The organism is Streptomyces sp. NPDC048751, assembly GCF_043198595.1.
Classification (GTDB): Bacteria; Actinomycetota; Actinomycetes; order Streptomycetales; family Streptomycetaceae; genus Streptomyces.
This window is the reverse complement of the sequence record NZ_JBICUX010000004.1, coordinates 566,493-590,889: the sequence shown is the minus strand read 5'-3', so window position 1 is coordinate 590,889 and position 24,397 is coordinate 566,493. Positions and strand designations below refer to the sequence as shown.

General features: G+C 75.0%; 6 protein-coding genes. All 6 read left to right on the top strand.

Going from position 1 to position 24,397, the window contains the following annotated elements:
- Window positions 1–2 precede the first annotated feature (2 nt).
- The 6 genes from ACGFNV_RS17330 (at window position 3) to ACGFNV_RS17305 (ending at window position 24,397) form a co-directional block, all read left to right on the top strand.
- Complete coding sequence (locus ACGFNV_RS17330; RefSeq protein WP_393623309.1) at window positions 3–13,997, top strand: type I polyketide synthase; 13,995 nt, start codon at window positions 3–5, stop codon at window positions 13,995–13,997.
- Between the two features lie 2 nt (window positions 13,998–13,999).
- A complete protein-coding gene (locus tag ACGFNV_RS17325; protein ID WP_393623308.1) occupies window positions 14,000–19,417 on the top strand; it encodes a type I polyketide synthase in 5,418 nt (1,805 codons plus the stop codon).
- The gene (locus tag ACGFNV_RS17320; protein ID WP_393623306.1) at window positions 19,414–20,970 is read left to right on the top strand and encodes an FAD-dependent oxidoreductase; all 1,557 of its coding nucleotides are present in this window, start codon (window positions 19,414–19,416) and stop codon (window positions 20,968–20,970) included. Before ACGFNV_RS17325 ends, ACGFNV_RS17320 begins: the two co-directional genes overlap by 4 nt.
- Before the next feature lie 26 nt (window positions 20,971–20,996).
- Window positions 20,997–22,238 carry a cytochrome P450 gene (locus ACGFNV_RS17315; protein WP_393623304.1) on the top strand — a complete coding sequence of 414 codons (1,242 nt, stop codon included), beginning with the start codon at window positions 20,997–20,999 and terminating at the stop codon, window positions 22,236–22,238.
- 112 nt (window positions 22,239–22,350) lie between these two features.
- A complete protein-coding gene (locus tag ACGFNV_RS17310) occupies window positions 22,351–23,583 on the top strand; it encodes a cytochrome P450 (protein ID WP_393623302.1) in 1,233 nt (410 codons plus the stop codon).
- 55 nt (window positions 23,584–23,638) lie between these two features.
- The gene (locus tag ACGFNV_RS17305) at window positions 23,639–24,397 is read left to right on the top strand and encodes a thioesterase II family protein (RefSeq protein ID WP_393623300.1); all 759 of its coding nucleotides are present in this window, start codon (window positions 23,639–23,641) and stop codon (window positions 24,395–24,397) included.

Here is a 24,397-nt window from a genome sequence, read left to right as displayed (position 1 = left end):
TTGTGGGGCATTCGGTGGGTGAGGTGGCGGCGGCGCATGTGGCGGGGGTGTTGTCGCTGGAGGATGCGGTCACGTTGGTGTGTGCGCGGGCGGGGTTGATGCAGGGGTTGCCGGCGGGTGGGGCGATGCTGGCGGTGAATGCCACGGAGGCGGAGGTCGCCGGGGTGTTGTCGGGTGAGGTGGGGATCGCGGCGGTCAACGGTCTGCGCTCGGTGGTGGTTTCGGGTGCGGAGTCGGCGGTGGACGTTGTGGCGGAGCGGGCGGGGGAGCGGGGCTGGCGCAGCACGCGGCTGCGGGTCAGTCATGCTTTCCATTCGCCGTTGATGGAGCCGGTGCTGGATCGTTTCCGTGACGCGATAGCGAATCTCTCTTTCGGCGAGCCGCGTATCCCGTTCGTGTCGACGGTGGGAGTCGGTGCGGCACCCGTAGATGTCGACTACTGGGTGCGTAATGTCCGCGACACGGTGCGCTTCGCCGACGCGGTGGGGCATTTGCATGCGCAGGGTGTGACGCGGTTCGTGGAGATCGGTCCGGACGCAGCGCTCAGTTCTGTGGGGCCGGAGTGTCTGCCTGAGGACGCCACGGCGGTGTTCGTCCCGCTGTTGCGCCGCGGCCAGCCGGAATCAGTGACCCTGGCGACGGGTCTGGCCCGCTTCCATGCGCACGGCGGCACGGTGGACTGGGCGGAGTACCTGCCCGCCGCGGCCCGGGTCGAGCTGCCCACGTACGCCTTCCAACGCCGCCGCTACTGGCTGGAATCGGCCGCCGGGAACAACCTCGGCGCCGTCGGGCTGCTCCCGGGGGGCAACCCGCTGCTCGGCGCGGCCACCGCGCTGGCCGGGGCCGACGCCTACCTGCTCACGGGTCGGCTGTCGGTGCCGTCCCAGCCCTGGCTGGCCGACCACCGCGTCTCCGGCGCGATCGTGCTGCCCGGCACCGCGTTCGTGGAACTGGCCGTGAAGGCCGCCGACCGGGTCGGGTGCGACCGGGTCGAGGAACTCGTTCTACGGGCGCCGCTCGTGCTCACCGACACCGGCGCGGTCCGGTTGCAGGTGGCCGTCCGGGAGGCCCAGGACTCCGGCCGCCGCGCCTTCGACATCTACGCACAGGCCGAGGACGCGTCCGAGGACGAGGCGTGGACGCTGCACGCCACCGGTACCCTCGCCGTCGGCCCGACCGAACCCGTCGCCGCGGAAGAGGCCTGGCCACCGCGGGACGCCACCCCGCTGGCCGTCGACACCGCCTACGCCGACCTCGCCGCCCGCGACCTGGACTACGGCCCGGCGTTCCAGGGCCTGCGCGCGGCCTGGCGGCGCGGCGCGGACATCCTCGCCGAGGTCGCCCTGCCCGACGAACACCGGGACAGGGCCGGCGAGTTCGGGCTGCACCCCGCGCTGCTGGACGCCGCCCTGCACGCGCTCGCGCTCAACGACGACACCGGCACCGCGCGGCTGCCCTTCTCCTGGGCCGACGTCCGGCTGCACGCCGGCGGAGCGTCCGTCGCCCGGGTGCGGCTCACCCCCGCGGGCGAGGGCACCGTCGCGCTTGACCTGTTCGACGCCACCGGTTCTCCGGTCGCTTCGGTCGGTTCGCTCACGCTGCGCGCCGCCGCCGGCCGACCGGACGGCCGGGTGCCCCGCGACTCGCTGTTCCGGCTGGACTGGGACACCACCCCGGCCCCCGCCGAACCGGCCACCGGCTCTTGGGCGGTCTCCGGCTCACTGCCCGAGACCCTGGCCACCGATCTGCGCGCCGTCGGGATCGGCCTCACCGGCGACGACGGCGACGGTGCCGCCGACATCACCGTGCTGGCCGTACCGGCGGGGCAGCCCCCCGAACAGATCACCTCCACCGTGCTGCGACAGGTGCAGGACTGGCTGGCCGCCACCCCCGCGCCCGCCCGGTTGCTCGTGGTCACCACCGGGGCGGTCGCCACCGAACCCGCCGACCACCCGGCCGATCCGGGCGGCGCGGCGGTGTGGGGGCTGCTGCGCGCCGCGCAGGCCGAACAGCCCGACCGGATCGTGCTGGCCGACCTCGACGACACCACCGAATCCCGCCGCGCGCTCCCCACCGCGCCGGCCCTCGCCCAACCCCAGGTGGCGCTGCGAGGGGGCGCGCCGCTCACCCCGCGGCTCGTCCGGCCCGAGCTGGTGCCGCCCGCGGACCCGCACTGGCGGCTGGCCGTGACCCGTCCCGGCACCCTGGACAACCTCGCGCTGGTGCCCGCCCCGGCCGCGGCCGCCCCGCTGGGACCGGGTCAGGTGCGCATCGCGCTGCGTGCCGCCGGGCTGAACTTCCGCGACGTGCTCATCGCCCTGGGCATGTACCCCGGTGAGGTCGCCCTCGGCGGCGAGGGCGCCGGAGTGGTCATCGAGGTGGCCGCCGACGTCACCGACCTCGCCCCGGGCACCCCGGTCACCGGCCTGTTCGGCGACGCGTTCGCCCCCGTCGCGGTGGCCGACCGGGCACGCGTCGCACCGATCCCGGAAGGCTGGACGTTCGAGCAGGCCGCCGCCATGCCGATCGCGCACCTCACGGCCCACCTCGGCCTGGTCGGCCTCGCCGGGCTGCGGGCCGGCGAGTCGGTGCTGATCCACTCCGCGGCCGGCGGTGTCGGCATGGCCGCCGTGCGGCTGGCCCGGCACCTCGGCGCCGAGGTCTACGGCACCGCGAGCCCGGGCAAGTGGCACATCCTGCGCGAACTCGGCTTGGACGACGCGCACATCGCCTCCTCCCGCGACACCGGCTTCGTCGCCAAGTTCGGGCCGGTCGACGTCGTACTCAACTCGCTGTCCGGCGAGTTCGTCGACGCCTCCGCGGCACTGCTGCGCTCCGGCGGCCGGTTCCTGGAGATGGGCAAGACCGACCTGCGCGACCCGGCCGACTTCCCGGACATCGACTACCGCCCGTTCGACCTGATGCAGGTGCCGCCGGACGAGATGCAGCGGCTGCTGGTCGCGGTGCTGGAACTGTTCGAGGCGGGCGCCCTGACCGCGCCGCCGCCGTCGGTGTGGCCGATCGCCCGCGCCACGGACGCGTTCCGGTTCCTCAGCCAGGCCCGGCACACCGGCAAGCTGGTCCTCACCCTGCCCCGCAGGCTCGACCCCCGGGGCACCGCGCTCATCACCGGCGGTACCGGCACGCTCGGGGGGCTGGTGGCCCGGCACCTGGTGCGCGAGCACGGCATCCGGCACCTGCTGCTGACCAGCCGCCGCGGAAGCGCCCCGGAACTGGCCGCCGAACTCACCGGACTCGGCGCCGAGGTGCGCGTCGTGGCCTGCGACGCCGCCGACCGGGACGCGCTCGCCGCGCTGCTGGCCGACATCCCCGCCGAACACCCGCTCACCGCCGTGGTGCACGCGGCCGGGATCGCCGACGACGGGCTGTTCACCGCGCTGACCCCGGAGCGGCTGGCCGCGGTGCTGCGGCCGAAGGTGGCCGCCGCGGCCCACCTCGACGAGCTGACCCGCGGGCACGACCCGGCCGCGTTCGTGCTGTTCTCCTCCGCCACCGGCACCCTCGGCGGCCCCGGACAGGCCAACTACGCCGCCGCCAACGCCTGCCTGGACGCGCTGGCCGGGCAGCGGCGCGCCGCCGGACTGCCCGCCCAGTCGCTGGCCTGGGGCCTGTGGGCCCCGCCCAGCGGCATCACCGGCGAACTGTCCCCGTCGGACCTGGCCAGGATGGCCCGCGCCGGAGTGCAGGCGCTGTCCGCCGAGGAGGCGCTGGCCCTGTTCGACACCGCGCTGGCCGTGGACGACCCGGTGCTGCTGCCGGCCAAGGTCCGACTCCGTACCGCCGACCCGGCGCTGGTGCCACCGCTGCTGCGGGGCCTCGTCCGCACCCCGCGGCGCCAGGCCGCCGCCGCGACCGTGCCCGGTACGCCCGGTAGCCCGGCCCACCTGACCGCCGAGGAACTGCTGGCGCTGGTGCGCGCCGAGACCGCCGCCGTCCTCGGCCACGCCGACGCCGGCACCGTCGACCCGCGGGCCGAGTTCCGCGCGCTGGGTGTGGACTCGCTGTCCGCGGTGGAACTGCGCAACCGGCTCACCGCGGCCACCGGCACCCCGCTGCCGGCCACCCTGGCGTTCGACTTTCCGACGCCCACCGCCCTGGCCGAGTACTTACGCCGGGACCGGCCCGAGGACCCCGTCCCCGCGGCGCGGCCCCCGGCGCGCACCGGCGCCGCCACCGACGAGCCCCTCGCGATCGTCGGCATGGCGTGCCGGTTCCCGCCGGACATCCGAACCCCGGAACAGCTGTGGCGGTTCCTGCTCGACGGCGGCGACGGCATCACCGAGTTCCCGACCGACCGCGGCTGGGCCCTGGACTCGCTGTTCGACCCGGACCCCGACCGGCCGGGCACCTCCTACACCCGGCACGGCGGGTTCCTGCGCGACGCCGCCGGCTTCGACGCGGAGTTCTTCGGCATGAACCCGCGCGAGGCGCTGGCCACCGACCCGCAGCAGCGGCTGCTGCTGGAGACCACCTGGGAGACCTTCGAACGCGCCGGGATCGACCCGGACTCGGTGCGCGGCAGCCAGACCGGTGTGTTCGTCGGCGTGATGCGCCAGGACTACGGGCCGATGCTGCACCACGCCGCCGAGGGCGTGGAGGGCTACCGGCTCACCGGCAGCGCGGCCAGCGTCGCCTCCGGCCGACTCGCCTACGCGTTCGGCCTGGAAGGCCCCACGCTGACCGTGGACACCGCGTGCTCGTCCTCGCTCGTGGCGCTGCACCTGGCCGCCCAGGCGCTGCGCCGCGGCGAGTGCGACCTGGCCCTGGCCGGCGGTGCCACCGTGATGGCCACCCCCGGGCTGTTCGTGGAGTTCTCCCGGCAGCGCGGCCTGGCCGCCGACGGCCGCTGCAAGTCCTTCTCCGCCGGCGCCGACGGCACCTCGTGGGCCGAGGGCGCCGGGATGCTGCTGGTGGAGCGGCTGTCCGACGCGCGGGCGAACGGGCACCCGGTGCTGGCCGTGCTGCGCGGCTCCGCCGTCAACTCCGACGGCGCGTCCAACGGGCTCACCGCGCCCAACGGCCCGTCCCAGCAGCGGGTGATCCGCACCGCGCTGGGCGCGGCCGGACTGTCGGCACAGGACGTCGACGTCGTGGAGGCGCACGGCACCGGCACCACCCTGGGCGACCCCATCGAGGCCCAGGCCCTGCTGGCCACCTACGGCCGTGACCGGGACGGCGAACCGCTGTGGCTCGGGTCGGTCAAGTCCAACATCGGGCACACCCAGGCCGCGTCCGGCGTCGCCGGGATCATCAAGATGGTCCTGGCCCTCCGAGAAGGGCTGCTGCCCCGCACGCTGCACGTCTCCGAACCCAGCCCGCACGTGGACTGGGCCTCCGGTGCGGTGTCCCTGCTGACCGAACAGCGCTCCTGGCCGGAGACCGGCCGGGCCCGCCGCGCCGCGGTGTCCTCGTTCGGCGTCAGCGGCACCAACGCGCACGTCATCATCGAGCAGGCTCCGGCAGAGGCGCCGACGGAGCAGGCCCGGCCGGCCCTGCCGCTGCCGGTCGTGGTCTCCGCCCGCACCGAAGCGGCACTGCGCGAGCAGGCCGCACGGCTGCTGACACACCTCGGGGAGCACCCGGACACCGAACCGGCCGCACTGGCGTACTCCCTGCTGACCACCCGCGCCGCGCACCCGCACCGGGCCGCGGTGCCGGCCGACCCGGCCGCCGGGCTGGCCGCCCTCGCCGAGGGCACCCCCGACGTCGACGTGGTCACCGGCCACGCCGCCGACGCCGGGAAACTGGCCTTCCTGTTCCCCGGACAGGGCTCCCAGCGCCTCGGCGCCGGCCGTGCACTGACCGCCGAGTTCCCCGCCTACGCCGCGGCGTTCGACGCGGTGTGCGCCGAACTCGACCGGCACCTGCCCCGTCCGCTGCGCGAGGTGCTGTTCGCGGCCGAGGGCAGCCCCGAGGCCGAACTGCTCGACCGCACCGACTTCACCCAGGCCGCGCTGTTCGCCGTCGAGGTCGCACTGGTCCGGCTCGCCGAGAGCTGGGGCCTGCGACCGGATCTGGTGGCCGGTCACTCGGTCGGCGAGATCGTCGCCGCGCACGTCGCCGGGGCGCTGACCCTGCCCGACGCCGCCAAGCTGGTCACCGCCCGCGGCAGGCTGATGGCGAGAGCCACCTCCGGCGGGGCGATGGTCGCCATCCAGGCCACCGAGGCCGAACTCGCCCCCGTGCTGGCCGCGCACGCCGGGCAGGTGCGGCTGGCCGCGGTCAACGGGCCCGCCTCGGTGGTGGTGTCCGGCGACGCCGAGGCGGTCGCCTCGATCGGCGCGCACTGGCGCGAACGGGGCCGCCGCACCCGGCAGCTGCGGGTCACCATGGCCCCGCACTCCCCGCACGTGGACGGCATCCTGGCCGAGTACCGGGACATCGTCGCCGGCATCCCGTTCGCCGCGCCGCGGCTCCCCGTCGTGTCCACGGTGACCGGGGCACCGCTGTCGGAGCGGGAGATCACCGACCCGGAGCACTGGGTGGCCAACGTCCGCGACAGCGTGCGGTTCCTGCCCGCGGTGCGCGCCCTGGCCGAGGCCGGGGCCACCGCGTTCGTCGAGATCGGCCCGGCCGCGGCGCTGACCGCGATGGCCCGCGACTGCCTGCCCGCGACCGAACCCGGCACCGAGCCCACCGCCGAACGGATCGTGCTGCCCACGCTGCGCGACGGCCGGCAGGAAGTCCCGGCCCTGCTCGAGACGCTGGCCCGGCTGCATGTGCACGGCACCTCCCCGAACTGGGCCGCGGTCACCGAAGGCCGCGCACCCGCGCCGGTTCCGCTGCCCACCTACCCCTTCCGGCACCGCCGGTTCTGGATGACCGGCGAGGCGCCCCCCTCCGCCGCCTCGGCCGGCCTCGGCCCGGTCGGTCACCCGCTGCTCGACGCGGCCGTCACACTGGCCGACGGCGCCGGGGTGCTCTTCACCGGGCGGCTGTCCACCACCGCCCAGCCCTGGCTGGCCGACCACGTGGTGGCCGGCCGGACCCTGCTGCCCGGCACCGCGTTCGTCGAACTCGTCGCCCGCGCCGGTGACGAACTGGGCTGCGGCCGGATCACCGAACTGACCCTGGACGCGCCGCTGGTGCTGCCCGAACCGGGCAACGTCGAGGTGCAGCTGGTGCTCGGCGCGCCCGACGAACAGGGCCGCCGCGCGGTGACCCTGTACTCCCGGGCCGAAGCGGGCACCACCGACGAGCCCTGGACCCGGCACGCCACCGGCGCCGTCGAACCGCCGACCGGCACCGCGCCGACGCTGGAGGAGTGGCCCCCGACGGAGGCGGCCGAGACCGAACCGGGCGACCTGTATGAGCTGCTGGCCGACCGCGGGCTGTCGTACGGACCGGTGTTCCGCGGACTGCGCGCGGCCTGGCGGCGGGACACCGCCACCGGCGCCGAGGTGTCCGCAGAGGTGGAACTGCCCGCCCCGGCCGAACCCGGGGGCTTCGGGGTGCACCCGGCGCTGCTGGACGCCGCGCTGCACGCGCTGGGCACCGACCCCGAGGCGAGCACGGCCGCGCTGCCGTTCGCCTGGACCGGGGTGACCGTCTGGCAGCCCGGCGCCGAGGCGCTGCGGGTGCGCCTCACCCCGGTCGACGGCGGCGTCGCCATCGCCGCGTTCGACGGCTACGGTGCCCCCGTCCTCACCGTCGACAACCTCGCGTTGCGCCCGATCCCCGCCGACCCGCGCACCGCGGACTCCCGGTTCGAGGCGCTGCACGCCATGGACTGGACACCGGTGCGCACCGGCACCGAGGGACCCACGCCCACCGAACTCGGCGCGGACCTCGACCTCGCCGCGGTGACCGAACCGGGGGAGTGGCTGCTGGCGGAGCTGCCCGCCGTCGAGGACGACCCGGCCGGGATCGCCACCGCCACCCACCGGGTGCTGGGCCTGCTGCGCGAGTTCCTGGCCGAGGAGCGTTTCGCAGCCTGCACGCTGGTGCTGCGCACCTCCGGCGGCACCGACGGCACCGACCTGGGCGCCGCGGCCGCCTGGGGCCTGGCCCGCTCGGCCCAGTCGGAGAACCCGGGCCGCATCGTGCTGCTGGACAGCGACGGCAGCATGCCCGACCCCGCCGCCCTGGCCACCGGCGAACCCCAACTGGCCGTACGCGACGGAGCGGTGCTCGTGCCGCGGCTGGTCCGCCTCGACGCCGATGAGCCCGCCGAGTGGAATCCCGAGGGCACCGTACTGATCACCGGCGGCGCCGGCGCGCTCGGCTCGGTGCTGGCCCGGCACCTGGTCGCCGAGCACGGCGTACGACACCTGCTGCTCGTCGGACGTCGCGGCCCCGACACCCCGGGAGCCACCGAACTGGTCGCCGACCTCGCCGCACTCGGCGCCACCGCCGAGGTGATCGCCTGCGACGTGGCGGACCGCGACGCGCTGGCCGCGACGCTGGCCGGCATCCCCGAAGCGCACCCGCTGACCGCCGTGGTCCACGCCGCCGGAGTGCTGGACGACGGGATGCTCGACGCGCAGACACCCGAGCGTGTCGACCGCGTGTTCCGGCCCAAGGTGGACGCCGCGCTGCACCTGGACGAGCTGACCCGCGGACTGGACCTGGCGGCGTTCGTGCTGTTCTCCTCGGCCGCCGGGATCCTCGGCAGCCCCGGCCAGAGCAACTACGCCGCGGCCAACGCGGTGCTGGACGGCCTGGCCGCCCGGCGGCGCGCGGCGGGCCTGCCCGCCGTGTCGCTGGCCTGGGGCCTGTGGACCGGCGCCGGCGGCATGGGCGACGCCGCGGACGGCGCCGCCCGGCAGCGCATCGAACGGCTGGGTGTGGTGCCCCTCGACCCGGCCGAGGGGATGCGGCTGTTCGACGCCGTCGTCCCGGGCGGGCCCGCGCTGGTCGTCCCGGTCCGGCTGAACCGGGCCGCGCTGCGCGAGCAGGCCCGCACCGTGCCACCGGCCCCGGTGCTGCGCGGCCTGGTGCGCGTCCCGGCCCGCCGCGCCCCGGGTACCGGCGCCCTGGCGGCCCGGTTCGCCGGGATCGACGAGGCCGCCCGCGACAGGCTGGTGCGCGACACCGTGCGCGGCGCCGTGGCCGCCACCCTCGGCCACGACAGCCCGGCCGAACTGGGCGACCGGCGGGCCTTCACCGACCTCGGCTTCGACTCACTGACCTCGGTGGAACTGCGCAACCGGCTGGCGGCCGACACCGGACTGCCGCTGCCACCGACGCTGGCCTTCGACCACCCGAGCATCGCGGCCATCGCCGAGTACCTGCTGGGCAGGCTCACCACGGCCGCCGTCCCGGCACGCACCGCACCCCGACGCACCGGCCCGGCCGACGAGCCGATCGCCATCGTCGGCATGGCCTGCCACTACCCGGGCGGGGTCGGTTCCCCGGAGGACCTGTGGCGGCTGGTGGCCGAGGACGGCGACGGCATCTCGCCGTTCCCCACCGACCGCGGCTGGGACACCGAACGGCTCTACGACCCCGACCCCGACCGGGCCGGCCGCACCTACCTGACCGCGGGAGGATTCCTGCACGACGCGGCCGAGTTCGACGCGGGACTGTTCGGCATCTCGCCGCGTGAGGCGCTGGCCATGGACCCGCAGCAGCGGCTGCTGCTGGAGACCTCCTGGGAAGCGCTGGAACGCGCCGGCATCGACCCGATGTCGTTGCGGGACACCGACACGGGCGTGTTCGTCGGCGTCATGTACCACGACTACGCCACCCGGCTGCCCAGCACACCGCAGGACGTGGAGGGCTACCTCGGCGCGGGCACCGCGGGCAGCGTCGCCTCCGGCCGGATCGCCTACACCTTCGGCCTGCAGGGCCCGGCGGTCACCGTGGACACCGCCTGCTCCTCCTCGCTGGTCACCCTGCACCTGGCGGCACAGGCGCTGCGCGCGGGGGAGTGCTCGCTGGCGCTGGCCGGCGGCGCGACCGTGATGTCCACACCGGGCACCTTCATCGAGTTCTCCCGGCAGCGCGGCCTGGCCGCCGACGGCCGGGTGAAGGCCTTCTCCTCGGACGCGGACGGCACCGTGTGGTCCGAGGGCGTCGGCCTGCTGGTGGTGGAGCGGTTGTCCGACGCGCGCCGCAACGGCCACCGGATCCTGGGCGTGCTGCGTGGTTCGGCGGTGAACCAGGACGGCGCGTCCAACGGTCTGACGGCGCCCAACGGGCCCTCGCAGGAGCGGGTGATCCGCACCGCGCTGGCCGCCGCGGAGCTGTCCGCTTCGGACGTGGACCTGGTGGAGGCGCACGGCACGGGGACCGCGCTGGGCGACCCGATCGAGGCGCGGGCCCTGTTGGAGACCTACGGCCGGGACCGCGAGGACGACCCGGTGTGGCTCGGCTCCATCAAGTCCAACATCGGTCACACCCAGGCCGCCGCCGGGGTCGCCGGGGTCATCAAGGTCGTGCAGGCGATGCGGCACGGCCTGCTGCCGCGCACCCTGCACGTGGACGAACCGACCCCGCACGCGGACTGGTCGGCCGGAGGAGTCCGGTTGCTCACCGAGGCCCGGCCCTGGCCGGAGCGCGACCGGCCGCGCCGGGCCGCGGTGTCCTCGTTCGGGATCAGCGGCACCAACGCGCACGTGATCATCGAGCAGGCCGATCCGGAGAGTCCGGCCCCGCGACCGGCGCCCCGCCGAGTGGTGCCGGTGCCGTTGTCCGGCGACACCGAGGCCGCGCTGCGGGCCCAGGCCGGCCGACTGCGCGGCTGGCTGGCCGCCGAGCCGGACATCGGGCCGGTCGAGCCGGCCGCCGCCCTCGCCACCGGACGCTCCACGCTGACCAGCCGCGCCGTGGTGGTCGCGGCCGATCGCGAGGAACTGCTCACCGGGCTGACCGCGCTGGCCGCCGGGGACACCGCGCCCCACGTGGCCACCGGAACCGCCGGGGCCGCCGGTCGCACGGTGTTCGTGTTCCCCGGTCAGGGTGCGCAGTGGGAGGGGATGGCGGTCGAGTTGCTGGAGTCCTCGCCGGTGTTCGCGGCGCGGATGGGGGAGTGTGCGGCGGCGTTGGGTGAGTTCGTGGACTGGTCGTTGCTGGGTGTGTTGCGGGGTGAGGTGGGTCAGCCGTCGTTGGAGCGGGTGGATGTGGTGCAGCCGGTGTCGTTCGCGGTGATGGTGTCGTTGGCGGCGTTGTGGCGGTCGTTCGGGGTGGAGCCCGATGCGGTGGTCGGTCATTCGCAGGGGGAGATCGCGGCCGCCTGTGTGGCGGGGGCGCTGTCCCTGCGCGACGCCGCGAAGGTGGTCTGCGCCCGCAGCGGGCTCATCGCCGAGGAACTGACCGGGCACGGCGGGATGGTGTCCGTGGCACTGCCCGCGGACGAGGTGACCGGCCTGCTGCCCGCCGACGGCGAGGTGACCGTCGCCGCGATCAACGGCTCCGCCTCCACAGTGGTCTCCGGCGACCCCGCCGGACTGGACCGGCTGATCGCCGACTGCGCCGAGCGCGGCGTACGGGCCCGCCGGATCACGGTGGACTACGCCTCGCACTCCGCGCAGGTGCAGCGCATCGAGACCCGACTGGTCCAAGCCCTCGCCGGGATACGACCGCGGGCGGCGAACGTGCCGATGTTCTCCACCGTCACCGCCGACTGGGCCGACCCGACCGCGCTGGACGCCGACTACTGGTACCGCAACCTGCGTCGGACCGTCCACTTCGAACAGTCCGTGCGCGCCCTGGCCGAGCAGGGCCACCACGCGTTCGTCGAGATCAGCCCCCACCCCGTGCTGACCCCCGGAATCGACCAGACGCTGGACGAGGTGACCGTCGTCGGTTCGCTGCGCCGCGACGAGGGCGGGCTCGACCGGTTCTTGCTCTCCGTCGCCGAGGCTCACGTCGCCGGGCTGCCGGTACGGTTGACCGCCGCCTTCGACGGCCTGCGGCCCGCCCCGGTGGAACTGCCCACCTACGCCTTCCAGCGGCAGCGCTACTGGCTGGCCGCGCCGGAGCACACCGGCACCGACGCCGAGGACGGCGCGTTCTGGGCGGCTGTCGACGGCGCCGACCGGGCCGACCCGAAGGCGCTGGCCGGCCTGCTCGGCGTACCGGCCGAACCCCTCGCCGAGGTGCTGCCCGGACTGGCCGCCTGGCGCGCCGCCCAGAAGGCGTCCGCCACCGCCGACAGCCTGCGCTACACCGTGCGCTGGCGGCCGGCCGAGACGGCCGAGACGGTGCTGACCGGCACCTGGCTGGTCGTCAGCCCGGACGGGCTCACCCTCGCCGAGGACTGCGCCGCCGCCCTCACCTGCGCCGGGGCCGAAGTCCGCGTGCTCGGCCCGGACGCCGCAGCGGCCGAGGCCGGCACGGCGTCCGGGGTGGTCTCCCTGCTGGGCCTGGCCGAGGGCCCGCACCCGGAGCAGCCCGCCGTGCCCGCCGGACTGGCCGCCACCCTCGACCTGGTTCGCGCCCTGGCCGACACCGGCACAGCGCTGTGGCTGGTCACCGCCGGAGCGGTCGCCGCCACCCCGGCCGACCGGCTGCCGCACCCTGAACAGGCCATGCTCTGGGGCCTGGGCCGCACCCTCGCGCTGGAGCACCCGAAACTGTTCGGCGGCATCGTCGACCTGCCCGAGGACCCGGGACCCGGACTGGACCGGCTGGCCGCGATCCTGGGCGGCACCGAGGACCAGGCCGCGGTGCGCCCCACGGGGGTCCTGGTGCCGCGGCTGGCGCGCGCCCCGCTGGCCGGGCGCACCCCGGCCCGGCCGTGGCGGCCCACCGGCACCGTGCTGGTCACCGACGGCCTCGGCCCGATGGGCCTGCCGGTGGCCCGCTGGCTGGCCGGCAACGGCGCGCAGGCGCTGGTGCTGACCACCGACGACCCGGCCGCGGCCGTACCGGACGACCTCGGCGTCCCGGTCACCCTGAGCACCTGCGACCCGGCCGACGAGACCGCGCTGGCCGAACTGCTCGCCGGGATCCCGGCGGACACTCCGCTGACCGCGGTGGTGCATGTCGCCGGCACGCTGCGCTCCGGTCCGCTGACCGGAACCGACCTCGCCGAGGTCGCCGCCGCCCTCGACGCCAAGGCACGCGGCGCGGCCAACCTGGACCGGCTCACCGGTGACCTCGACGCGTTCGTGCTGTTCTCCTCCGTCGCGGCCACCTGGGGCGGCAGCGAACAGGGCGCGTTCGCCGCGGCCAACGCCTACCTCGACGCGCTGGCGCAGCACCGGCACGCCCGCGGACTGCCCGCCACTGCCATCGCCTGGGGTCCGTGGGAGGGCGCCGGGCTCGGTGCGGCGGACGCCGACACCGAGACCCGGCGCCGCGAGGAGCTGCGCCGTCGCGGCGTGCTGACCTTGGCCCCCCGGCAGGCGCTCCAGGCACTGGCCGACGCGGTGCGGCACGCCGACATCGCGGTGACCGTGGCCGACGTGGACTGGGCCGTCTTCGCGCCCGCGTTCACCGCCGCCCGGCCCAGTGCGCTGCTGGGCGAACTGCCCGAGGTGCGCGACAGTCTCGCCGTCGTCACCGACGCACCGGCCGGGTCCGGGCCGGCCGCCCGGCTCGGCGCGCTGCCCGAGGCCGAGCAGCAGCGCGAACTCGTCGAGCTGGTGAGCCGGGAGGTCGCCGTCGTGCTCGGCCACGACGACCCGGCGGCACTGCCCACCGGGCGGCCGTTCACCGATCTCGGGTTCGACTCGCTGGCCGCGGTCAACCTGCGCAACCGGCTCCGCGCGGCCACCGGCGTACGGCTGTCGGCCAGTGCGGTGTTCGACCACCCCACCCCCGCCGCACTAGCCGACCACCTGCGCAGGCAGTTGGTCGTGCCCGCCGCGGCGGCCGTCGGCTCGCTGGACGAGGAACTCGACCGGCTGACCGGAGTCCTGGCCGAGGTGTCCGCCGAGGACGACCGACGGCGCGCGCTGAACCGGCTCCAGGCCCTGGTCAGCCGACTGACCCCGCACTCCGACGGCGACCGCGAGTCGGTCTCCGAGCAGCTCGGGGCCGCCAGTGACGAAGAGATCTTCCGGTTCATCGACTCGGAGTTGAGCTGATCATGAGTGATGTCGACCGTCTCCGCGACTACCTGCGCAAGGTCACCGTCGACCTGCACGAGACCCGGCAGCGGTTGCGCGCGTACGAGCAGCGCGACACCGAGCCGATGGCCGTCGTCGGCATGGCCTGCCGCTTCCCCGGCGGCATCACCTCGCCCGAGGACCTCTGGGAGGTGGTGGCCTCCGGCCGCGACGTGATGTCGGCGTTCCCCACCGACCGCGGCTGGCCGCTGGACCGCCTCTTCGACCCCGACCCGGACCGGCCCGGCACCACCTACGTCAAGGAGGGCGGGTTCCTGCACGACGTGGCCGACTTCGACGCCCCGTTCTTCGGCATCTCGCCGCGCGAGGCGCTGGCCATGGACCCGCAGCAGCGGCTGCTGCTGGAGACCTCCTGGGAGGCGCTGGAGCGCGCCGGCATCGACCCGCTGTCGCTGCGCGGCACCCGGACCGGTGTGTTCGTCGGCAGCGGCGCGCAGGACTACGGGATGCTCGCCGCGCAGGCCGCCGAGGACCTGGAGGGCTACCTGCTGACCGGCAACGCGATCAGCGTGCTGTCCGGACGGCTGTCCTACACCCTGGGCCTGGAGGGCCCCGCGCTGTCCGTGGACACCGCCTGCTCGGCCTCGCTGGTCGCCCTGCACCTGGCCTGCCAGTCGCTGGCCCGCGGCGAGTGCTCGCTGGCGCTGGCCGGGGGAGCGTCGGTGCTGTCCACCCCGGCCGGGTTCGTGGAGCTGTCCCGGCAGCGCGGTCTGGCCCCCGACGGCCGGGCCAAGGCGTTCGCCGAGGCCGCCGACGGCACCGCCTGGGCCGAGGGCGCCGGGGTGCTCGTGGTGGAGCGGCTGTCCGACGCGCGCCGCAACGGTCACCGCGTGCTGGCCGTGGTGCGTGGTTCGGCGGTCAACCAGGACGGCGCGTCCAACGGGCTGACCGCCCCCAACGGGCCCTCCCAGGAACGGGTCATCCGCGCCGCGCTGGCCGCGGCCCACCTGTCCACGTCGGACGTCGACGTGGTGGAGGCGCACGGCACCGGCACCGCGCTGGGCGACCCGATCGAGGCCAACGCGCTGCTGGCCACCTACGGCCGCAACCGGCCCGCCGACCGCCCCCTGTGGCTGGGCTCGCTGAAGTCCAACCTGGGCCACGCCGGTGCGGCCGCCGGGGTCGGCGGCGTGATCAAGATGGTGATGGCGCTGCGCGGCGACCACCTGCCGCGCACCCTGCACGTGGACGAGCCCACCTCCGAGGTGGACTTCTCCTCCGGTGCCGTGGCGTTGCTGACCGAGCCGCGACCGTGGCCGGAGACCGGCCGCCCACGCCGTGCCGGGGTGTCCGCGTTCGGCATCAGCGGCACGAACGCGCACGTGCTGCTGGAGCAGGCCGACGAGTTCGCCCCGCCCGAGCCGGACCACGACGGCTCCGCCGACGGCCCGGCCGCCCGGGCCTTCACGACCGGCCCGGTGCCCGTGGCGGTGTCCGGCCGTACCCGCGAGGCGCTGCGCGCCCAGGCCGACCGGCTGCTGTCCACGGTGCGGCGCGGCACCCCGCTGCCCGACCTCGCCGCAGCCCTGCTGCGCTCCCGCGCCACCCTCGAACACCGCGCCGTGGTCGTCGCCGACGAACAGGACACCCTCGCAGAGGGCCTGCGCGCCCTGGCCGCGGGCCGGCCGCACGACGCCCTGGTCAGCGCCACCGCGGCGCCGAACGACCGGGTCGTGTTCGTGTTCCCGGGGCAGGGCTCGCAGTGGGCGGGCATGGCCGCCGAACTGCTGGACTCCGCCCCGGTGTTCGCCGCGCACCTGGCAGAGTGCGACACCGCGGCCCGCTCCTTCGTGGACTGGTCCCTCACCGACGTGCTGCGCGGGGCGCCCGGCGCGCCCTCCATGGAGCGCATAGAGATCCTGCAACCGGTGCTCTTCGCGGTGATGGTGTCGCTGGCCGAACTGTGGCGTTCCTACGGCCTCACCCCGGCCGCGGTGGTCGGCAGCAGCCAGGGCGAGATCGCCGCCGCGTACACCGCGGGGGCGCTGTCCCTGCACGACGCGATGAAGATCGTGGTGCTGCGCAGCCAGTTGTTCGCCGACGAACTGCGCGGCAACGGCGCGGTGGTGTCGGTGGCCGCGTCCGAGCAGCAGGTCCGCGCCCGGCTGGACGCCCAGGGCGACGCGCTGCACATCGGCGGCGTCAACGGCCCCCACGCGGTCACCGTGGTCGGCGAGCAGGCCGCACTGGAGCGGTTCGTCGCCGAGGCCACCGCCGACGGGTTACGCGCCCGGCTGGTCGGCTCCACCGTCGCCTCGCACTGCGACCAGGTCGACCCGCTGCGCGAGCGCATCCTGGACATGTTCGCCGACGTCCGGCCCACGGCCACCACGGTGCCGTTCTGCTCCACCGTCACCGGCGCCTTCACCGACACCACCACCCTGGACGCGCGGTACTGGTTCGACAACGCCCGCCGACCGGTGGCCTTCGACCCGGCCGTGCGCACTCTGCTGGCCTCCGGGCTGCGGTTCTTCGTGGAGATCAGCCCGCACCCGGTGCTGGTCACCGCCGTGCAGGACATCGCCGAGGACGCCGGGACCGACGCCACCGCGATCGGTTCGCTGCGCCGCGACGAGGGCGGCCCGGACCGGTTCCTGCGCTCGGTGGCCGACGCGCACACCCGTGGCGCCCCGGTCGACCTTGGCGTCGCCCTGGCCGGCCGGGACACCGCCTGGGTGGACCTGCCCACGTACCCCTTCCAGCGGCAGCGCTACTGGCCCGAGCCCGACTCCACCGCCCTGCCCGCCGGCGCCGATCCGGTGGAGTCCGGCTTCTGGGAAGCGGTGGAGAACGCCGACCTGGCCCGCCTCGGCGACACCCTGCACCTGGACGCCGAACCACTGGCCGCGGTGCTGCCCGCGCTGTCGGCCTGGCGGCGACAGCGACGCGAGCAGTCCGTCGTGGAGTCCTGGCGGTACGCCCTGGACTGGCGGCCGGTGTCCGACCCGGCCGGCGCCCGGCTGTCCGGGGACTGGCTGGTCGCCGTGCCACCCGGGCACACCGGACCGGAACTCGACGCCCTCGCCCGGCACGGCGCCCGGGTCATCCGGGTCGAGGTGACCCCCGACCCGCCGGACCCGGAAGCCCTGCGTACCGCGCTGGCCGACGCGCGGCCGGCCGGCGTGCTCGCCCTGCTGGGCTGGCCGGCCGCCGTGTCCCTGGTCCGCGCGCTCGTCGATCTGGGCGTGGAGGCCCCCCTGTGGTTCACCACCACGGGAGTGGTGGCCCTGGACGCCGAGCCGGACGGTGACCCGGACCGGGCCGCGCTGTGGGGCCTGGCGCCGACCGTGTCCCTGGAACACCCCGGCCTCACCGGCGGCATCGTCGACCTGCCCGCCCGGCCCGACGAACGGGCGCTGACCCGCTGGTGCGCGGCGCTGTCCGGGCTGACCGGCGAGGAACAGCTCGCCGTACGCCCGGCCGGGCTGTTCGCCCGCCGCCTGGTGCGCGCTCCGCTGACCGCGCTGACCGGCGCCGCCTGGCGACCCACCGGCACCACCCTGGTCACCGGCGCGGACAGTGCCGTGGGTGCCGCCGTGGCCCGCTGGCTGGCCGCCGCGGGCGCCCCCGCGCTGCTGTTGACCGTCGATCCCGGTGGCGCGGTGGCCGAGGACGTCACCGCCGAGCTGCGCGAACTGGGCACCCAGGTGCGCACCGCCGCCTGCGACCTGACCGACCGCGAGGCGGTGGCCGCGCTGCCGGCCGAGCTGCCCGACGGGCAGCCGCTCACCGCCGTGGTGCACACCGCCGTGCCGCTCACCGAAGCGCCGCTGAGCACCCTCGACGGAGCCGCCGCCGCAGCAACGTCGCACCCCGGCGTCACCGCCGCCTGGCATCTGCACGAGCTCACCCGGGACGCCCCGCTCACCGCGTTCGTGCTGTTCTCCTCCATCTCCGGCACCTTCGGCGGTGTCGGCCAGGCCGCCTACGCGGCCGCCACGGCCGCGCTGGACGCGCTGGCCGAGCATCGCGCCGCGGCCGGGCTGCCCGCTCTGTCGGTGGCCTGGGCGCCCTGGGCCGACCCGGCGGACACCACGGGCGTGGCGGCCACCCGCCGGGAACGCCTGGCCGCCCGGGGCATCGGGGTGCTGGACGAGCACCGCGCCCTCGCCGCGCTCGGCGACGCGCTCACCGCCGGGGACACCCGCCTCCTGCTGGCCGAGGTGGACTGGCCGCGGTTCCGCGGCGCGTACACCCTCACCGGCCCGCGCCCCCTGATCGCCGAGTTCACCCCCGACCGCGGCCGCCGTGCGGCCGGAGGCCCGGCCACTCCGGCCGCCGGGGAACTGGCCGCGCTGCCCGCCGCCGAGCGGTTCGGCGCGCTGCTGGCCGCGATCACCGGGCAGGCCGCGGCCGTCCTGGGCTTCCCGGACGGTTCCGCGATCGACCCCGCCCGCCGGTTCCTCGAGCACGGGTTCGACTCGCTGACCACCTTGGAGCTGCGCAACCGGCTCTCGGCGGCCACCGGGCTGCGACTGACCGCGGCCACCCTGTTCGAGCACGACACCCCCGAGGCGCTGGCCCGGCACCTGCAGGGCGAACTCGGCCCGGACCCGGCCGCCGGCACCGCCGGACCCGGCATGTTCGGCGACCTCTACCGCCAGGCGGCCGAAACCGGGAAGACCGGCGAGTTCGTCGAACTGCTCGGAGCCGCCGCCAGGCTGCGCCCGACCTTCGGCCCCGCCGAGGAGGCCGGAGCGCTGTCCGAGCCGGTGCAACTGACGGCGCACGACGAAGGCCCGGTGCTGGTCTGCCTGCCCACCGTGCTGGCCACCTCCGGCCCGCACCAGTACGCCCGGTTCGCCGCCGGGCTGCGCGACCGGCGCGCGGTATCGGCCATCGCGCTGCCCGGCTACCTCGACGGCGAACCGCTCCCCGCCGACCGGTCCGCGGCGATCGAGGCCGCCACCCGTCAGACGCTGGCGGCGGCGGGGGAGCGGCCGGTGGTGCTCGTCGGCTACTCCTCGGGCGGCCTGCTGGCCAACGGCGTCGCCGCCCGGCTGGCCGAGCGGGGGCGCCCGGCCGTCGGGCTGGTGCTCATCGACACCTTCGTGTTCGGCCCCGAACTGACCACCGACGGCGCCAGCCTGTTCGAGCGGATGTTCGCGCGACTGGCCGACAGCGGCGCGGTCACCGATGCCCGGCTCACCGCGATGGGCGGCTACCTGCGGCTGCTCACCGGCTGGGAGCCCGTCGACTCCGCGACACCGATCCTGGTGGCCCGCGCCACCGAGCCACTCACCGGGTTCGACCGACCGCCGGCCGACTGGGCGTACCCGCACGACGTGGTGGAGCTGGCCGGCGACCACTTCACCGTCCTGGAAGAGCACGCCGACCGTACGGCCCGTGCGGTGGACGAATGGCTGGAGAAGCGATGACACGACGACGCACCACCGTTCTGGTTGTCGGCGCGGGCCCGTGCGGCCTGGCCATGGCCGCGCAGCTGAGCCGCCTCGGCGTCGAGGTCACCGTGGTGGACGCGGAGAACCAGGCGCACACCGGCTCCCGGGCGATCCTGCTGTGGCCGCCCGTGCGGGAAGTGCTCGGCGAACTCGGCCTGGCCGAGCGTGCCGCCCGGGACAGTGTCCGGCCCGCCGCGCTGCACTATCACCTGGGCTCCGGCGGCAGCGTACGAGTGCCGTTGACCGAGGTCAACGCCCCGCTGGTGCTGCCCCAGGAGCGCACCGGACACCTGCTGACCGAGGCGCTGGCCGACCGTGGCGTCGCGGTCGAGTGGGGCACCCGGGTCACCAAGGTCGTCCCGGACGAGCACACGGTCACTGTCACCGCGACCCGCGCGGACGGCGGTACCACCGAGATCGAGGCCGACTGGGTGGTGGGCGCGGACGGGCTGCGCAGCCAGGTGCGTGCCCAGTTGGGCATCGACTTCTCCGGGGCCCGGTTCCCGGCCACGTTCCTGCTCGCCGAGGGCCGCATCGCCGGGGAGAACGGCGCCGGGCGGAACGGCACCAGGGAGACCGGCACCGAGGGGATCAGCAGCAGGGGAATCAGCACCGAGGAGATCCACTACTTCCTCGCCGACACCGGCGTCGCGCTGCTCGCCCCGCTGCCCGGCGGCGAGTTCCGCCTCTCCGGCGCGGTCCCGGCGGGCACCGAAGCCACCGCCGAGCACGCCCAGGCGCTGCTGGACGAGCGCGGACCCGGGGGACTCCGCTTCACCGAGGTGCGCACGGTGACGCTGTTCTCCAGCGACGAGCGGGTGGCCGGCGCCCTGCGCTCCGGCCGCTGCTTCCTCGTCGGCGACGCCGCACACGTGCACAGCCCGATCGGCGGTCAGGGGCTCAACTTGGGCATCCCGGACACCCGCAACCTGGCCTGGAAACTCGCCGGCGTGGTGCACGGCCGGCTGCACGAGTCGATCCTGGACACCTACGACCCGGAACGGCGCGCCGCGATCGAGCAGACCCTGAAGGCCACCGGCCGGATGGCCCGGCAGGCCGTGGTCGGCCCGGTGGCCCGCCGGGCCCGCGACCTCACCTGGCGGTTGCTGCAGATCTCCGGCGCGCTGGCCCACGGCTACGCGCCGATGCTGGCCGGCTGGCGCAGCCGCTACCCGGACGTGCTGTTCGGCACCCCCGCCGACGGGACGTCTCGCTCCCGGCCGCGACCCGGAACCCGCGATCCCGGGTGGATCCCCACACCTTCCGACGAGATGGCCGGCCGGTTCCAGCTGATCACCTACGGCGGTTCGTCCGGTCAACTCACCTCACAAGCAGCCGAGTTGGCCAGCAGGTTGCCCGAGCTGGTCGCACACTTCCCGCTGGGCGGCCGGCGGCAGCGGTTCGTGCTGCTCCGCCCGGACGGCTACGTGGCCGCCTCCGGTGGCGCCGACCGGTTCTCCGAAGCCGCCGCGAAACTCACCGCGTTGGCCCCCACCACCTCATCCCCGGCGACGACCGCGCGGCGATGAAGAGCACCCTGAAGAAAGGACATGACATGCCGAACCCCGACGGTGATGTGGCCACCGGCTGTCCCGTGCACGCCGATGCCGCGGCGGGCCCCCGCCCGTGGACGCCCGGGCTGCCCGAGCCCCGCCCGGTGGAGCAGTTGCTGCTGCCCGACGGCAACCCGGTATGGATGATCACCAGGTACGAGGACGCGCTCGCCGCGCTGAACAACCGCAAGCTGAGCAAGAACCTCGACAACGCGCTGCCCGAGCTGTGGCCCTCGCTGGGCTACGACGGCAGCAAGTCCATCCTCAACCAGCACATGAACCTCGCCGATCCGCCCGAGCACACCCGGCTGCGCAGACTGGTGTCCAAGGCGTTCACCCCGCGCCGGGTGGCCGACCTCGGCGAGCGGATCCAGCAGATCACCGACGAGCTGCTCGACGCGGTCGCCGAGGCGGGCACCGCCGACCTGAAGGACTCGTTCATCTCGCCGCTCATCTCGACCGTGCTGTACGAGATGCTCGGCGTGCCGCTGGCCGACCGCGACGAGTTCGAGCGCAACACCTACATTTTCGTCGGCCTGGGCAACTCCTCCGGCCCGGAGGAGGTCATCGCCTCGGTCGGCTGGTTCGAGGAGTACCTGACCAACCTGATCGCGCAGCGCCGCGCCGACCCCGGCCAGGACCTCGTCTCCGGCCTGGTGCAGGCCAACGAGGACGGCGACGCCCTCGCCGACCTGGAGATCCGCTCCACGGTCATGCTGCTGCTCCTCGCCGGCGCGGAAACCACCATCAACCTGCTGTCCAACGGCATCCTCGCGCTGCTGCGCAACCCCGAGCAGCTGGCCGAGGTCAAGAACGACCCCGAGGCGCTCGGCCCCGCCGTCGAGGAACTGCTGCGGTTGACCAGCCCGGTGTTCACCGTGGTGTACCGCTTCGCCACGGAGGACATGGTGCTGGGCGGCGCACCGGTCAAGGCGGGCGAGCACGTGATGATCTCGCTGGCCGCGGCCAACCACGACGCCGGCCAGTTCACCGACCCGGAGACGCTCGACATCCACCGCGACGCGTCCAAGCACCTGGCGCTGGGCCACGGCACGCACTTCTGCATCGGCGCCCCGCTCGCCCGGCTCAAGGCGCGCATCGCGCTGCGCACCCTGTTCGACCGGTTCCACGACCTCCGGTTGGCGGTTCCGGAGGAGAAGTTGACCTGGACGCCCAGTCTGGTGGCCAACAGCCTGGACCACCTGCCGGTGAACTTCACCGCCCGCCCGGTCGCCGCGGGCTGACCCCCCCGGCCCGGCACCCCGAAAATCCCTGACTCTCGCACCACCACCCGAACCGAAACGAGACCTCTCCGCGCGGCGACAGCCGTCCCGCGCGGGATCGGGAAAGGCAGTCATGACCGAAGCACCGATGCTCGACCCGGGCTTCATAGCCCAGCTCCTGCCCTTCGACCCCTTCGACCCGGCCTTCCTGGTCAACCCCTACCCGAGCTACGCGCAGGTGCGCGCGGCGGGCCCGGTGACCCGTACCCCGCTGGGGCTGTGGGCGGTGACCGGTCACGAGGCCTGCTCGGCCGTGCTGCGCGACCAGCGCTTCGGCTGGGGCGACGGCGCCACCGTCGCCGACCACTTCCGCACCGAGGCCGACGGCTCGGTGGTCCGGCCGTTCATCTTCTCCGACCCGCCCGAGCACACCCGGATCCGTGCCCTGGTCGGCAAGGCGTTCGCCGCGCGCCAGGTGGACCGGATGCGTGCCACAGCCGAGCAGGTCGTCCGCGAGCTGATCGAGACCGCCCGCGCCGAGGCCGGTGACGGCCCCATCGACCTGATGCGTGCGGTGGCCCACCCGCTGCCCGGCCGGATGCAGAACGCGCTGCTGGACGTCCCCGCCGAGCACGCCGCTCGCTTCGACGAGCTGTCCGGCGACATCGCCCGTGGCCTGGACCCGAGCTTCCTGCTCGGTCCCGAGGAGATCGCCAAACGGGACAGCGCCCGCGCCGAGCTGTACCAGTACATCGGCGAGCTGGCCGAACAGCGCCGGGCCGCCCCGGGTACCGACCTGATCAGCGAGCTGGTCTCCGTCGAGGAGTCCGGGGACACACTGACCCCGCACGAGCTGGAGGTCACCTGCACGCTGCTGCTCGCGGCCGGGTACGCGACCACGGTCAACCTGATCGGCAACGGTATGTTCGCGCTCCTCGAACGCCCGGAACAGCGGGACTGGCTGCGCGCCCACCCGGACCAGGTGCCCGCCGCGGTGGAGGAGATGCTGCGCTTCGACCCGCCGGTGCAGATGATCTCCCGGGTCGCCCTGACCGAGGCCGAGATCGCCGGGCACCGCATCGAGCCGGGTGAGCAGGTCATGCTGATGATCGGCGCGGCCAGCCACGACCCCGCGGTCTACGACGACCCCGACGAGCTCAGGCTGGACCGGCCGGCCGGCCGCAACCTGGGCTTCGGCCTCGGCATCCACTTCTGTGTCGGCGCGCCCCTGGCCCGGCTCACCGCACAGGCCGCGGTGACCGCTCTGGCCGCGCTGGACCTGGAACTGGTGACCCGGACCCCGGCCCGGGTGCCCAACATCATCATGCGGGGCCTGGCCGAGCTGCCGGTCCGGGTCACCGGCTGATGCGCATGACACCTCCGACGCCCACCGCGTCCTCGCCGCACCCGGAGGTACGGCAATGACCGACGCCGTGACCGCGGAAACGCTCTGGATCCGCCGCTACCGTCCGGCCCCCCAGGACACCGACCTGTCGCTGATCTGCTTCCCCCACGCGGGCGGCTCCGCCAGCTACTTCCGGCCGCTCGCGGATGCTCTGGCCTCCGTCGCCGAGGTGCTGGCCGTGCAGTACCCGGGACGGCAGGACCGGCGCAACGAACCGCACATCACGTCGATCTCCCGGTTGGCGGACGAGATCCTCACCGTGCTGGAGTCCCTGTCGCGGCGCCGGCTGGTGCTGTTCGGGCACAGCATGGGAGCCTGCGTCGCGTTCGAGGTGGCCCGCCGGATCGAGCAGCGCTCCTCGCTGGAGCTGCTCGGGCTGGTCGCCTCCGGCCGCACCGCACCGCCCAGGCTGCGCGACCGTGGGGTCCGTTCGATGGACGACGACGGTGTCATCGCCGAGATCCGCCGCCTGAACGGCACCGACGACCGGCTGCTCCTCGACGACGACGTCATCCGGATGATCATGCCGGCCATCCGGAGTGACTACACAGCGGTGGAGACGTACCGGTACTTGCCGGGGCCGCCCCTGCGCTGCCCGATCAGCGTGCTCGTCGGCCGGGACGACCCGCAGGTCACCCTCGCCGAGGCCGAGGAGTGGCGCGACCACACCGAGGGCGGCTTCACCCTGCGCGGCTTCCCCGGCGGTCACTTCTACCTGGCCGAGCAGAAGTCCCAGGTGGCCCGGGCACTGATCGAGGACCTGACGCGCTTCTAG